The organism is Ruegeria sp. CDSC002, assembly GCF_059610905.1.
Genome location: NZ_JBXWOM010000007.1, coordinates 106,044 through 118,996, shown reverse-complemented (window position 1 = coordinate 118,996; position 12,953 = coordinate 106,044). Strand labels below are relative to the sequence as shown.

General features: G+C 59.4%; 14 protein-coding genes. 6 read left to right on the top strand and 8 right to left on the bottom strand.

All coding sequences use genetic code 11. The annotated features are described in order from the left end of the window. Positions 1 to 3: 3 nt before the first annotated feature. The 4 genes from odhB (at position 4) to lpdA (ending at position 3,742) form a co-directional block, all read left to right on the top strand. Positions 4 to 1,518, top strand: a complete 1,515-nt coding sequence (gene odhB, locus AC2FJE_RS14525) for a 2-oxoglutarate dehydrogenase complex dihydrolipoyllysine-residue succinyltransferase (protein ID WP_496756449.1) — start codon at positions 4 to 6, stop codon at positions 1,516 to 1,518. Positions 1,519 to 1,520: 2 nt separating this feature from the next. Continuing rightward, on the top strand, positions 1,521 to 1,790 hold the full coding sequence (locus AC2FJE_RS14520; RefSeq protein ID WP_058273540.1) for a hypothetical protein: 270 nt from the start codon (positions 1,521 to 1,523) through the stop codon (positions 1,788 to 1,790). Between the two features lie 84 nt (positions 1,791 to 1,874). Further along, entirely contained in the window at positions 1,875 to 2,264 is a 390-nt protein-coding gene (locus tag AC2FJE_RS14515; protein ID WP_058278796.1) for an MAPEG family protein, read from the top strand. A gap of 89 nt (positions 2,265 to 2,353) precedes the next feature. After that, the gene (lpdA, locus tag AC2FJE_RS14510; protein ID WP_496756454.1) at positions 2,354 to 3,742 is read left to right on the top strand and encodes a dihydrolipoyl dehydrogenase; all 1,389 of its coding nucleotides are present in this window, start codon (positions 2,354 to 2,356) and stop codon (positions 3,740 to 3,742) included. A 19-nt stretch (positions 3,743 to 3,761) separates the two neighbouring features. On the opposite strand, the gene AC2FJE_RS14505 is transcribed toward lpdA, so the two are convergent. Continuing rightward, entirely contained in the window at positions 3,762 to 4,340 is a 579-nt protein-coding gene (locus tag AC2FJE_RS14505) for a TetR/AcrR family transcriptional regulator (protein ID WP_282169811.1), read from the bottom strand. Between the two features lie 102 nt (positions 4,341 to 4,442). On the opposite strand from AC2FJE_RS14505, the gene AC2FJE_RS14500 reads away from it, so the two are divergent. Continuing rightward, entirely contained in the window at positions 4,443 to 5,036 is a 594-nt protein-coding gene (locus tag AC2FJE_RS14500; protein WP_282169812.1) for an NAD(P)H-dependent oxidoreductase, read from the top strand. Positions 5,037 to 5,044: 8 nt separating this feature from the next. Here the strand turns inward: AC2FJE_RS14500 and AC2FJE_RS14495 are convergent, their stop codons facing one another. From AC2FJE_RS14495 to AC2FJE_RS14480, 4 genes are read right to left on the bottom strand one after another with little or no spacing between them, the layout of a single operon-like run. Continuing rightward, positions 5,045 to 5,650: a pyridoxamine 5'-phosphate oxidase family protein gene (locus AC2FJE_RS14495; protein ID WP_282169813.1), complete on the bottom strand. Its 606-nt coding sequence runs from the start codon at positions 5,648 to 5,650 to the stop codon at positions 5,045 to 5,047. Further along, on the bottom strand, positions 5,637 to 6,377 hold the full coding sequence (locus AC2FJE_RS14490) for a lysophospholipid acyltransferase family protein (RefSeq protein ID WP_282120102.1): 741 nt from the start codon (positions 6,375 to 6,377) through the stop codon (positions 5,637 to 5,639). Before AC2FJE_RS14490 ends, AC2FJE_RS14495 begins: the two co-directional genes overlap by 14 nt. Next, the gene (locus AC2FJE_RS14485; RefSeq protein ID WP_282120101.1) at positions 6,377 to 7,276 is read right to left on the bottom strand and encodes a cell division protein FtsX; all 900 of its coding nucleotides are present in this window, start codon (positions 7,274 to 7,276) and stop codon (positions 6,377 to 6,379) included. The genes AC2FJE_RS14490 and AC2FJE_RS14485 overlap by 1 nt, the downstream gene beginning before the upstream one ends. Further along, positions 7,273 to 7,950: a cell division ATP-binding protein FtsE gene (locus AC2FJE_RS14480; RefSeq protein ID WP_058273548.1), complete on the bottom strand. Its 678-nt coding sequence runs from the start codon at positions 7,948 to 7,950 to the stop codon at positions 7,273 to 7,275. The genes AC2FJE_RS14485 and AC2FJE_RS14480 overlap by 4 nt, the downstream gene beginning before the upstream one ends. 184 nt (positions 7,951 to 8,134) lie before the next feature. Between AC2FJE_RS14480 and AC2FJE_RS14475 the strand changes: the two genes are divergently transcribed. Beyond that, positions 8,135 to 8,866 carry a zinc-ribbon domain-containing protein gene (locus AC2FJE_RS14475; RefSeq protein ID WP_496756458.1) on the top strand — a complete coding sequence of 244 codons (732 nt, stop codon included), beginning with the start codon at positions 8,135 to 8,137 and terminating at the stop codon, positions 8,864 to 8,866. Positions 8,867 to 8,872: 6 nt separating this feature from the next. On the opposite strand, the gene AC2FJE_RS14470 is transcribed toward AC2FJE_RS14475, so the two are convergent. From AC2FJE_RS14470 to AC2FJE_RS14460, 3 genes are read right to left on the bottom strand one after another with little or no spacing between them, the layout of a single operon-like run. After that, positions 8,873 to 11,419, bottom strand: a complete 2,547-nt coding sequence (locus tag AC2FJE_RS14470; RefSeq protein ID WP_496761083.1) for a TIGR02302 family protein — start codon at positions 11,417 to 11,419, stop codon at positions 8,873 to 8,875. Positions 11,420 to 11,455: 36 nt separating this feature from the next. Then, positions 11,456 to 12,721, bottom strand: coding sequence for a diaminopimelate decarboxylase (lysA, locus tag AC2FJE_RS14465; RefSeq protein WP_109312916.1), 1,266 nt, complete (start codon positions 12,719 to 12,721; stop codon positions 11,456 to 11,458). A gap of 53 nt (positions 12,722 to 12,774) precedes the next feature. Further along, positions 12,775 to 12,924 carry a hypothetical protein gene (locus AC2FJE_RS14460; RefSeq protein ID WP_186437433.1) on the bottom strand — a complete coding sequence of 50 codons (150 nt, stop codon included), beginning with the start codon at positions 12,922 to 12,924 and terminating at the stop codon, positions 12,775 to 12,777. Between the last annotated feature and the right edge of the window lie 29 nt (positions 12,925 to 12,953).

Below are 12,953 nucleotides of genomic sequence, written 5' to 3'. Positions count from 1 at the left end.
TCGATGTCCATTGAAGTTCGAGTTCCCACGCTTGGCGAGTCGGTGACCGAAGCCACGGTTGCGACATGGTTCAAGAAGCCCGGCGACGCCGTCGCGGTTGATGAAATGTTGTGTGAGTTGGAGACTGACAAGGTCACCGTCGAAGTCCCCTCTCCTGCCGCTGGCGTGATGGGCGAAATCGTCGCCGCCGAAGGTGAAACCGTTGGCGTTGACGCTCTGCTGGCCACCATCGCTGCAGGTGAAGGCGCAGCTCCTGCCCCGGTAGCCGCGCCAGCCCCGGCGGCTGCGGCTGCTCCGGCGGCGTCTGGCGGCAGTGTTGACGTGATGGTGCCGACCTTGGGTGAATCCGTGACCGAAGCGACCGTTTCGACATGGTTCAAACAGGTCGGCGACAGCGTCGCGCAGGACGAGATGCTGTGTGAGCTGGAAACCGACAAGGTCTCGGTCGAGGTTCCGGCCCCGGCTGCGGGTGTTCTGGTAGAAATCGTTGCCCCCGAAGGCGCAACAGTTGAGGCGTCGGCCAAACTGGCGGTGATTTCGGGCGCAGCGGCAGGGTCCGTCGCTGCTCCGACAGCTGCGGCGGCAACCCCGGCTGCAGCAGCAAGCACCGGCAAGGACATCGCCAACGCGCCATCCGCCGAAAAAGCTATGGCAGAGGCCGGTTTGTCCGCGGATCAGGTCACAGGCACCGGTCGTGATGGGCGGATCATGAAAGAGGATGTTGCCCGCGCAGCGACTACGGCTGCAGCCCCGGCACCTGCGGCGGCAGCACCGGCACCGGCGCAAGCGCCTCGGGCACCGGTCGCAGCACAGGATGCCGCCCGCGAAGAGCGCGTGCGCATGACCCGCCTGCGCCAAACCATCGCCAAGCGTTTGAAGGATGCGCAGAACACTGCGGCAATCCTGACCACCTTCAACGAGGTGGACATGACCGAGGTGATGGGCCTGCGCAATGAATACAAAGAGCTGTTCCTGAAAAAGCACGGCGTGAAACTGGGCTTTATGTCCTTCTTCACCAAGGCATGCTGTCACGCGCTGAAAGAGGTTCCGGAAGTCAACGCCGAGATTGATGGCACGGACATCGTCTACAAGAATTTCGTGCACATGGGCGTTGCCGCCGGTACGCCGCAAGGTCTGGTTGTTCCTGTCATCCGCGACGCCGACAGCATGTCCTTCGCGGATATCGAGAAGGCCATCGCCGAAAAGGGCAAGCGCGCCCGCGACGGCAAGTTGTCCATGGCAGAGATGCAGGGCGGCACCTTCACCATCTCGAACGGTGGCGTCTATGGCTCGCTTATGTCGTCACCGATCCTGAACCCGCCGCAGTCGGGTATCCTTGGCATGCACAAGATCCAGGACCGTCCAATGGTCATCAATGGTGAGATCAAGATCCGCCCGATGATGTATCTGGCACTGTCCTATGACCACCGGATTGTTGACGGCAAGGGCGCCGTGACGTTCCTTGTACGTGTGAAAGAGGCGCTGGAAGACCCGCGCCGTCTGCTGATGGATCTGTAATCATGGCGACACATGTACTCTGGCAAGCTGACGTGGCAGATTTTGATGTCTGGCTAAAGGTGTTCGAAGAAGACAAACCGATGAGGGAGGCCGCGGGCATCCGCGACCTCCATATCTGGAAAGACCCTGATCGAAAGGACCACGCGGTCGCGTTGTTCGAGATCACCGATCTCGACCGGGCCCAGAGCTTCATCGAATCCGAAGAGCTGGCCATGCACCACGAACGTGGTGGCGTGGCGCATATCCAGACCAAGGTTCTGGACCCTGTCTGAAAGCATGAGGCTGCGCCTGCCCATTGGGGGCGCGGCACGAACGGGTAACGCGATGACTTTCGACTGCTCAAAGGGAACCACTGGATGACCACGGAACTAACCGTCCTGACCCTTGCCGCATTACTTTGGGTCGCGCAATTCGTGGTCTACCTGGCTGCCGGGCACGGTAAGATTGACCTTGGCCTTGCGGTTGGCCCGCGAGATATCCCTTTTGACAAACCGGGGGTTTCGGGGCGTCTGCACCGTGCCCTCAGCAACCACACCGAAGGGTTGGTTCTGTTCGCAATTGCGGCGCTTGTCGTGACGGTTTCGGGCCAGTCGAACGGGCTCACTGCGGCCTGTAGCTGGATCTATTTGATCGCCCGCATCCTATATGTTCCAGCCTACGCAATGGGCTGGACGCCTTGGCGAACCGTGATTTGGATCGTTGGCTTGTTGGCCAACACCGTAATGTTGTTGGCGGCTGTCTTTTGATTCAGTCGCTGGCATGGATAATGTAATGGGGAAACGCCCCGGCGTGCAGGAAATTGCCGCCATCCCCGTAAACGATAAGGACCTGACACATGGCAAATTATGACGTTATCGTAATCGGATCAGGCCCCGGCGGCTATGTTTGCGCCATCCGCTGCGCTCAGCTGGGTCTGAAGACTGCCTGCGTCGAAGGGCGTGAAACTCTGGGCGGCACGTGCCTGAACGTGGGCTGTATCCCCTCGAAGGCGCTGCTGCATGCCAGCCATCAGCTTCATGAAGCAGAGCATAACTTTGCCAAGATGGGCCTGAAGGGCAAAAGCCCCTCGGTCGATTGGAAACAGATGCAGGGCTACAAGCAGGAAACGATCGACGGCAATACCAAGGGTATCGAGTTCCTGTTCAAGAAAAACAAGATCGACTGGTTGAAAGGCTGGGGCTCGATCCCTGCCGCGGGTCAGGTCAAAGTGGGCGACGAGGTTCACACCGCCAAGAACGTAATTATCGCATCTGGGTCCGAACCGTCCTCACTGCCCGGTGTCGACGTTGACGAAAAGGTTGTGGTGACTTCGACCGGCGCGCTGTCGCTGAACAAGGTGCCAAAGAAGTTGGTGGTGATCGGCGCGGGAGTGATTGGGCTGGAACTGGGCTCGGTCTATCAGCGTCTAGGCGCGGAGGTGACTGTGGTCGAATTCCTCGACGCGATCACCCCTGGCATGGACCCCGAAGTTCAGAAGACCTTCCAGCGCATCCTCAAGAAACAAGGCCTGAAATTTGTCATGGGTGCGGCGGTTCAAAAGACCGAAGCCACCAAGACCAAGGCAAAGGTGACCTACAAACTGCGCAAGGATGACAGCGAACATGTGATCGAGGCGGACACAGTTCTGGTCGCCACCGGACGCAAACCATTCTCGGATGGTTTGGGCCTGGAAGCGTTGGGTGTTGAAATGACACCGCGTGGTCAGATCAAGGTGGGGGCCGATTGGCAAACCAACGTACCGGGCATTTACGCTATCGGTGACGTAACAGAAGGCCCCATGCTGGCGCACAAGGCCGAAGATGAAGGTATGGCCGCAGCCGAGCAGGTCGCGGGCAAGCATGGGCACGTGAACTACGGCGTCATCCCGGGTGTGATATACACATGGCCCGAGGTCGCCAATGTTGGCGAAACCGAAGAGACGCTGAAAGAACAGGGTCGCGCCTATAAGGTTGGCAAGTTCATGTTCATGGGCAACGGCCGCGCCAAGGCGAACTTAATGACCGATGGGTTTGTCAAAATCCTAGCCGACAAGGAAACCGACCGCATTCTGGGCTGCCACATCATCGGCCCCGGGGCCGGCGATCTGATTCATGAAGTCTGTGTGGCGATGGAGTTCGGCGCCTCGGCCGAGGATCTGGCCCTGACCTGCCACGCCCACCCAACTTATTCGGAAGCCGTGCGTGAGGCTGCGTTGGCCTGTGGCGACGGACCGATTCACAGTTAATATGAAACCCCGGCCGCCGTCAGGTTGCCGGGGTTAACCACGCGTCCAGATAGATTTCCAACCTGTCTAAAAAACTCTCTGCTTCATGCAGAGCGCAGAATTTCAGTGACATTGACTGAATAGCAAAAGCCTGAACCCCCTCGGCCAGCAGGTCGGGGGAAATGTCCTTGCGCACCTTCGCGGTTTCCAACCAACCAGCGACCAGTCGGACATAGCGTTCGAAGCAGCGCGCTATGGGCCCGATCTCGGTGATTGCCGTAGCGCCTGAGTACCGGATGATCAGATCGAACACATAACGCTCGGACGTCATGAAGGCGTGGATCGGTTGCAGGGCATCGGCGATTTCGGGGGCCGTGCGTGGGGCGGGGCCCTGTTCGACCTGATCGAAACAGGCAACCAGCCTCTCACCAATCAGCATTTCCATCAGCGCGTCTTTGTCCCGGAAATGCGCAAAAAAGGTTCCCTTTGCGACCCCGGCTGCCTGAACCACGTCTTCCACTCGCAAAGCCTGATAGCCGTTTCTTTCGATAACGTCCTCTGCCGCCTCAATTAATCGGGCGCGCGTTTTAAGGGTTCTCTTTTGAACTGTCTTTTGCATATGCCCTGTTCGCATGTTTTTTGACCGTGGTCAAATTTTGTAATTGACCGTGGTCATTTTTTTCACTTATAAACTGACCACGGTCATTTTTGGAGATTCGCGATGCAACCTAAGAAAATCCTGATCCTCGATGGACACCCAGGCGAAAGCAGCCTGTCCCGGACATTTGCAGAAACCTATGCCGACGCGGCCAAACGACAGGGGCACGACGTTCGCATGATTCACCTGAGCGACTTGCAGTTTGACCATGACTTCGGTCAGGGAAACTATGAGGACTTCAAACCGTTGGAACCCGCATTGGAACAAGTGCTGCAGGATTTTGAATGGAGCGAACACCTTGTCCTGACAGCACCGATGTGGTGGGGCGGCTTGCCGGCCAAGCTGAAAGGTTTGATTGACCGGGCATTCATCCCCGGACGCACCTTCGACACGCGAAATACAACAAGGATCGGCTTTCCAGCACCTATGCTGACAGGGCGCACAGCGCGGGTCATCCTGACCTCGGACACGCCGGGCTGGTTCATGCGTTTGATCTACAGGCAAGCCCTGATCCGCCAGATCCGCGATCAGATTCTGGGATTTGTCGGCTTCAAACCGACCCGGTTCACTTACTTTTCGGGCGCCAGCTATCCCAAACCCGGCAGCGTGGATCGTTGGATATCAAAGGTAGCCCGGATCGGTGCCGCGGCAGCCTGATCCCGCGCCTACCACATCGTCTTCGCGGCGCGCACACCCCATTCCTGATCATATTGCGTGCCGCCTTCCTCGCCGTCCGACGCCTCGGCGAGGATTTCACCGACGGTCGGCACATGCGCGGTCTCGTCGCCACTGACCCAAGTACGGGCGCGCATCAAAGCGCGGGCGCATTGGGTGTAAATCTCAGTGATTTCTATAACGATTACTGTTGCTGGTTTTTTGCCCTGCTTTTCGAACTGCGCGCGCAAATTTTCATCAGCCGTCACATGCGCCGTGCCATTCAATCGTACGACACTGTTGGACCCCGGCACCATGAACATCAACGACACTCGCGGGTCGCGCACGATATTGCGCAGACTGTCCAGCCGGTTATTTCCGCGCCAGTCAGGCATCGCCAGTGTGTGCGGATCAAGTTCCAGTACAACCGGGCCGTCGTCACCTCGCGGGCTGCCATCGACACCCTCGGGCCCGACGGTGCTGAGGATGCACAGGCGCGACGCCATGATCCATTTGCGATAAAGCGGAGTGAGCTGTCTGGCCACTTTGCGCAGTGAAGGCGCGCCCGGTGTGCCGTAGAGCGCCTCAAGCGTTTCGATGTTCTTAATGAGCTCCATCCGGTTCAAACCCCACTTCTCGCATCAATGCATTGGATCGTGTTTCGATCACGTCTTCCAGACGTTCAAGAAATTGATCCCGCCCCACACCCGGTTCGATCGGGTCAAGAAAGTCGACGATTGCAAGACCAGGTTTGCGCATAACCCCGGTACGCGGCCAGAAGACACCGGCATTCGTCGCAACCGGCACACAAGGAAAGCCCAGTCCTTCATACAGAACCGCTGTCCCGACCTTGTAGGGTTTCTTCGCCCCCGGTGCGACGCGCGTGCCCTGCGGGTAAATCACAAGCTGCCCGGGCTCAGAGAACTCTTTAGCCACGTCTTTGACCATCTTGGCGACGGCAGCACCCTTTCTGCCGCGATCAACCGGTATACACCCAAGGCGGCGGGCATAGAGACCGATAACCGGGGTATACAGCAGTTCCCTTTTCATAATGAACTTGCCGTGCGGAATGGCGCTGAAAATCATGATGATGTCGAGAAAGGACTGGTGTTTGGCTCCGATCACGACCTCGTCCACGGGAACGTTTCCGCGAACCTCACAACGGATGCCAACCATCCAGCTGGCCAACCAGATCGTCGATCGCGCGTAGGTTTTACAGGCTTGCAATGCCCCGCGTTTGGTAAACAGCGCGTAGGGCGCGAAAACGATACCAAGGATCAGCATCCACGCATAAATCACGATCATGAAGATCAAAGAGCGCACCCATTGGATCGCTGTAGCCATCACGAAAGCTCCTTCAATTTGCGCACGGCCGCTGTCCAGGTGGCCAAGAACGCCACCGCAGCCCCCAGCAGAGGTATCAGCGCAGGCAACAGCCAGCCAACCCCCTGAAAACCCAATCCGGTCAGAAACCCGCCTTCAACTGAGGCTTCGGGCAACAGCAGAACACCGGTCATGCCGAACAGCACGCCAACGAGGGCACCGAAGAAAGCGCGATATGTGAACCGCCGTACAAATGCGCTGGCGATAAAACGATCACGGGCACCGACAAGGCGCAGGACTTCGATGATTTGGGCATTGGCCGCCAGTGAGGCATTGGCCGCCAGCGTGATCATCGCCGCCGTTGCGCCGCCAATCAGCAGGATAGACACCCAGCCCAATCGCCGCAGCGAGTTTGCCGCCTCGACCAGCGGCTCGCGCCAGCGTGAATGGTCGTCCAGCACGGCGCCGGGCACTTCGGCGCCAAGTCGCAAGCGCAAGCCAGCGGTATCTAGACCCGGTTCGCCCTCGATGATTTCTATCAGTTGCGGAATAGGCAGCGTATCCAGCGGCAAATCAGGACCGAACCACGGGGACAAAAGCGCGACCTGTTCCTCTGCGGTCAGGGCGCGTGCCGACGCAACGCCTGGGGTTTGGGCCAGCACGGTCAGCGCGGCCTCGGTCTGGGCGGAAAGCTGTTCGGCGGGCGCGTTTATACGCAAAGTGGCAGCCCCTGCTAGTTCCGATGCCCAACGGTCGGCCAGCCGGCCTGATGCCAGCGACAAGGCAAGCGCGAAAACGGCCAGAAAGGCCATCGCGCCAGAAACGAACAGTGTCAGCTGCGCCGTGTAGCCGGATGGTGGAACAACCCGATCTGCTCGTTTGTCGCGCACCAGCATGCTGCGGATGGTGCCCTTGTTCATAGATCCGCCCCCGCCAATTGAATCTGGCGCTGCGATATCCGAAGGACACGGGCCTGAACCTGGCTTTTGGCCGCGCGGATCAGGCTCAGGTCATGGGTCGCGATCAGCACGGTCTTGCCCATCTTGTTCAACTCGACCAGCAGGCGCAGCAATCGCTGGGACATTTCCCAATCCACATTGCCGGTCGGCTCATCGGCCAGCACAACGTCCGGCGACAAGATAACCGCCCGCGCCAACGCCGCGCGCTGACGTTCGCCTCCGGAAAGTTCCGGAGGAAGCGCATCAAGCCGTGTGCCCAGCCCGACCCAGTTCAGCAATTCCAGCAGGTCTTCTTTCTGCGCATTCTCGCCTTTGCCGGACACCATCAATGGTAAAGCGACGTTTTCAGCCAAGGTCATATGGTCCAGAAATCGGCAATCCTGATGCACGACCCCGATCCGGCGACGCAGCAGCGCCATCTGATCTCGGTCCAGGCGTGCAATGTCCTGCTCAAATGCGGTCATCCGTCCCGATGTGGCCAGCAACGCGCCATAACATAGCTTGAGCAAGGTCGTCTTGCCCGCACCCGACGGACCGGTCAGAAAATGGAACGACCCCGGCTGCAACTGAAGCGACACGTCGCTTAGCAACTCACCATCACCATAGGTGTAGCTGACGTTTTCCAGCTCGATCACAAGGGCCCCCAATTATTGTTGCCGCCCTTCTTGCCCGAGCGCGGTTGTGGTTTCAATGCCTGCACCGGGTCGAATTGGTGACACTTGCCGTGTGAAACCGAAAACACCCTTTGCGGTCAGGTCTTAACGGAATAACATCCCTGAAAAAACTATTATCAGGTCGGGCCCCCGACCGGGAGGCAGCATGCGTCTTACTTGTCCGAATTGTGGTGCTCAGTACGAAGTGCCAGACGAGGTCATTCCCGAGGAAGGCCGCGATGTGCAGTGTTCCAACTGCGAAAAGACTTGGTTTCAGGCCAAATACCCCGAAACTGCATCTGAACCGGTAAAGCCGGAACCGCCCGCGGACGAACCCGCGGCAAAGGCGGAAACGCCAGAGATTGTCGCGAAACCTGTCGAAGAGCCCAAATCAGAGCCCGAACCTGCCGCAGCTTCCTCGACCGGCAATGTCGACCCGGCGGTTGCCAACATCCTCAAGGAAGAAGCGGCCCGCGAAGCAGACCTGCGCGCCCACGAAGGCGGTAGCCTTGAGACGCAGACCGATTTGGCACTCGACGCGCCGCCCGAAGTGGAAAAAGCCGCTAAGGACCTGATCGCGACAGAAACCGCAAAGGATTTCGGTCAGAAAGACGCGTTGCCGGACGTCGAGGCAATCAATTCCAGCCTACGCAGCGACGACCCCCTGCCAAAGCCGGACGAAGACATGCCCCCACCGCGCAAGTCTGGCGGATTCCGGCGCGGGTTCCTGCTGATTCTGATTATCGGCGTGATCCTGTTGCTGATCTACAGCAATTCTCAGAAGATTTCCGAAGCGGTGCCGCAGGCTGATCCGGTTCTCAACAGCTATGTCTCTCTGGTGGATCAGGCGCGTTTGTGGCTTGAGGCACAGACCGGGTCTGGCACCTCTCAGAACTGACTTAGATCAGAACCTCTCTAACAGGCGTTTGAGGTATTCAAGTTCGATCTGGGGGCGATCCGATTCCCCAGTCCGGCGACGGATTTCGTCCAGCAATTCGCGAGCGCGGCGATAGACATCTTCACCCTGCAGCAGGTTTTCATCGGTTGAGATTGTGCCATTGGCCCCCGGGCTACGGCCCAGCGGATCACGGTTGTCGGCTTGCATGTCGCCTTCCTGCGAACCTTGGCCCGGCTGGTTCTGCTGGTTTTGTGCCAGCGCTTCGCCCAGGGATCGCATGCCCTCGCGCAGGGCTTCCATCGCTTCGGACTGTTGGTCGATTGCTTCGGCCAGATCATCGCCGCGCAGGGCTTCTTCGGCACCCTCCATCGCGCGCCCGGCACGGTCCAGCGCATCGCGCGCGGCGTCACCTTCGGGGGTTCCGGTTCCGGGCAATCCTTGTTGCTGGCGGTTCAGCTCATCGCGTAAGGCCTGTTGGCGATCTGCAAGTGACCCCTGGCCTTGCTGGCTGCCGCTGCCCTGTTCGTCAGTCCCCTGACCCTGACCGCCTTGTCCTTCGTGGCTCTGGCCCCGGCCCTGCCCACCCGAGCGGCCTTCGTTGCCCTGGCTTTCGCCGGCTTGCGCGCCGGGGTTGAACTGTTCCTGCAGATCACGGAAGGCTTGATCGCTCAGACCCTGCTGTTCGCGCAGAGTTTCGGCCAATCCTTCCATCGCCTGCTGGCCTTCGGACTGTTGTCCCTGACCCTGGCCCTGGGTAACGCGCATATTCTCCATCATCTGCTGGAACTCTTCCAGCGCTTGCTGCGCCTCGGCCATGCGGCCCTGTTCCATCAGCTCCTGAATTCGGTCCATCATGCGTTGCAGGTCGTCCTGCGTCATTTGCATGGACTCGCCGTCCTGACCTTGCTGGTTCTCGTCGAACTCGCCGTTTTCCTGCGCCAGACGTTGCAATTGGCGCATGTAGTCCTGCGTTGCCTCGCGCAGTTCCTGCATCAACTCGGCGATCTCTTCATCCGTGGCACCGTTTTTCATCGCCTCTGTCAGGCGCTCCTGCGCGCGGCGCATACGCTCCAGCGCGTCGGCAAGAGTGCCGTCTTCGATCAGAACGCCTAGCTCCCAAAGCGCCTCGGCGATTTCTGCCTGCTGTTCCGGTTTCAGGCCGTACTCGTTGAACATCTCCAACCGACGCAGGATCACGCGCAAGCGCAGATAGGCGGTGTCGGACCGGAAAAGCTCTTCGGGCAGGTGCGATACCGCCCGCAGCATCTGCGAAACCCGGGTCGCGTTTTCGCGCGTCCACAGTAGATCGCGGCGCTGTTCGATTACGGCAGCCGCCAGCGGATCAAAGAACCGACGGGCGGGCAGCGCAGTCGCATAAGACTCGGATTGCCCCTCTTGATCCGCCGCGTCTCGGGCCATCAAAGTGATTTTTACCGGCAAATGCGCCCATGGATGCTGTGAAAAATCCTCGATAAGATCTTCGGTGAAATCCGCCCGGTCGCCGGTGATCGGCATGGGCAGTTCAACCGTTATGACCTCGCGCGGCTCAGGCGCAGCCGTCAGACCATACTGCCGGTCGACTGAGGCCAGATCCAATTCGATCACAGCAGAGCCGGATACCACGCCATAATCATCGCTGGCAGCGAATGGCAGTTTCATCTGACCGCCGGCCTCGGACTCGGCGGAACCCGCCACGGCCACCTGTGGGCGGGTATCCGCAATGACGTTCAGCGCCCAGTCGCGGCCCGATGGGCCGTCGATTATGAACTGGCCCGAGCGTTCGACGACAAAATCCTGCTCCGGCTCGGTGGCCGCCTCAGTGCCCAAAGGCGTGGTGGTTTCAGTCAAACTGTGCGCGCCGATTTCCCCGTAGAAGCGCAAAGTGATCCGGCTGCCCTGCGGGACAGACAGTGTTGGATCGGATTGATCAGCCAGATACAGCGTCGGTAGCCCGGTGTAACGCGGCGGCTCAACCCAGCCTTCCCAGCTGGGGCCTTGCCCTGCCACGGCAGCGCCCGGCGTCATCTCAGCCACTGAGCCGATGCGCCAGAACGACCCGAACATCGCTGCGATCACCAGCGCAAGCAGTGCCGAATAACGCAGCGCATAGGGGTCGCGATCTGCCAGCCGCAAATCAGGTTTGACAGGCTCTGCCTGTGCAACACGTCGCGCCATCCGATTCTGGTGCGCGTGCCACAGTGCAACGGAATCCGCGTCCATCGCGCCGATGGCTTGATCGTCTATCAAAGCTTGAATCGGCCGACCGGGCAGCGCCGCATCCAGCCGCATCAGCGCTTCGGCCCGTGTGGGGAAATGGAATCGCCTTGCGCCAACAAACAGCGTCGCGGCCAATCCCACCAGTGCTACCGCGCCCACGCCCCAGACGATTTCAACGCGGACCTCGTCCTGCAAGCCCAGCATCAAAGCCGCCAGAATCGCCATCAAAACCGAGAAAAACGGCCAAAATGCCCGCAAGAACTGCTCGGCCAGCATCCCTGCGTGCGTCAGCCACAGGGATAGTCTTGGGATCGGCAGGTTGTGTTTTGCGCGCAAAGCGGGCCTCCTGATCGGGCCCACGCGCCTATCGCGTCAAAGCCACTCAGGTATGGTATCGCGGTTTATGATTTCGTCAAAGCTTGGGCGTTCACGAATAACTGCAAATTGATCCCCGTGCACCAGAACCTCGGGGATCAGGGGGCGGGTATTGTATTCGCTGGACATCACCGCGCCATAGGCCCCGGCGCTGCGGAACGCGACCAGATCACCCGGTGAAAGGGGTGGCATGTTGCGTTCCTTGGCAAAGGTATCACCGCTTTCGCAAACCGGGCCGACAATGTCATAGGGTTGCTGTTCAACACCCGGGGCGGGTTCTTGCACGGCCACAATATCGTGATGCGCCTCGTACATCGCCGGGCGGATCAGGTCGTTCATCGCCCCGTCGAGGATCAGAAAATCACGGCCCTCGCCGGATTTCACGTAAATTACCTTGCTGACCATCAAACCCGCATTTCCGGCAATCAGCCGGCCGGGTTCGATCTCGATCTCGCAGCCCAGATGGCCCAGCGTTTTCTTGATCAACGCGCCATACTCCACCGGCAACGGTGGTGCGTCATTGGCGCGGGTGTATGGAATGCCCAAGCCCCCGCCCAGATCAAGGCGTCGGATGTTGTGACCTTCAGACCGCAGCTTTTCGGTAAGTTCGGCGACTTTGGTGTAGGCCAGCTCGAACGGCTCCAACTCGGTGAGTTGCGAGCCGATGTGGACGTCGATACCGATCACCTCCAGCCCCGGAAGGCTGGCTGCGTGGGCGTAGACCTCAGATGCGCGGGCGATCGGGATGCCAAACTTGTTCTCGGACTTGCCAGTCGCGATCTTGGCGTGGGTTTTTGCGTCAACATCCGGGTTCACCCGAACGGTGATCGGTGCAACCAAACCCAGTTCCAACGCGATGGCATTGATCACTTCCATCTCGGGCTCGGATTCCACATTGAACTGGCGGATACCGCCGCTCAGCGCTGCGCGGATCTCATCCGCGGTCTTGCCAACGCCCGAGAACACGATCTTGTCGCCCGGCACGCCCGCCGCCTTGGCACGCAGGTATTCCCCGCCCGAAACCACGTCCATCCCCGCACCGGCCTGTGCCAGCGTCTTCAGGATCGCCTGATTGCTGGCCGCCTTCATCGCATAGCAGACCAGATGATCCATACCGTCCAGCGCATCGTCGAACAGCTGGAAATGCCGCAATAGCGTCGCGGTGGAGTAAACATAGAACGGTGTTCCGACCGCAGCTGCGATTTCGGAAATCGGGACATCCTCGGCGTATAGCGCGCCGTCGCGGTAGAGAAAGTGATCCATGACTGCGCGCTTAGACCAAAATGACCACGCGGATCAATGGATTCCGCGCAAGATCAGTTCGATGTGGAAACACCGACCCGGCCATAGCCCGAGATTTTGATGCCGTTCCCGGTTGATGTCTCTGCGGGCTCGGGGCGGGGTTTATATGTTGGGTCGCAAGCTGCCAGCACGACAAGCGAGAGGATCAGGCCGATGATTTTCATTGTCTTGACTTCTTTTTTGAATTTGGCAC

Coding starts and splice junctions, on each gene's coding strand:
- odhB (WP_496756449.1), top strand. CDS start 4: ATGTCCATTGAAGTTCGAGTTCCCACGCTTGGCGAGTCGGTGACCGAA.
- AC2FJE_RS14500 (WP_282169812.1), top strand. CDS start 4,443: ATGCAACCTAAGAAAATCCTGATCCTCGATGGACACCCAGGCGAAAGC.
- AC2FJE_RS14495 (WP_282169813.1), bottom strand. CDS start 5,650: ATGGAGCTCATTAAGAACATCGAAACGCTTGAGGCGCTCTACGGCACA.
- lpdA (WP_496756454.1), top strand. CDS start 2,354: ATGGCAAATTATGACGTTATCGTAATCGGATCAGGCCCCGGCGGCTAT.
- AC2FJE_RS14520 (WP_058273540.1), top strand. CDS start 1,521: ATGGCGACACATGTACTCTGGCAAGCTGACGTGGCAGATTTTGATGTC.
- AC2FJE_RS14485 (WP_282120101.1), bottom strand. CDS start 7,276: ATGAACAAGGGCACCATCCGCAGCATGCTGGTGCGCGACAAACGAGCA.
- AC2FJE_RS14490 (WP_282120102.1), bottom strand. CDS start 6,377: ATGGCTACAGCGATCCAATGGGTGCGCTCTTTGATCTTCATGATCGTG.
- lysA (WP_109312916.1), bottom strand. CDS start 12,721: ATGGATCACTTTCTCTACCGCGACGGCGCGCTATACGCCGAGGATGTC.
- AC2FJE_RS14505 (WP_282169811.1), bottom strand. CDS start 4,340: ATGCAAAAGACAGTTCAAAAGAGAACCCTTAAAACGCGCGCCCGATTA.
- AC2FJE_RS14475 (WP_496756458.1), top strand. CDS start 8,135: ATGCGTCTTACTTGTCCGAATTGTGGTGCTCAGTACGAAGTGCCAGAC.
- AC2FJE_RS14515 (WP_058278796.1), top strand. CDS start 1,875: ATGACCACGGAACTAACCGTCCTGACCCTTGCCGCATTACTTTGGGTC.
- AC2FJE_RS14460 (WP_186437433.1), bottom strand. CDS start 12,924: ATGAAAATCATCGGCCTGATCCTCTCGCTTGTCGTGCTGGCAGCTTGC.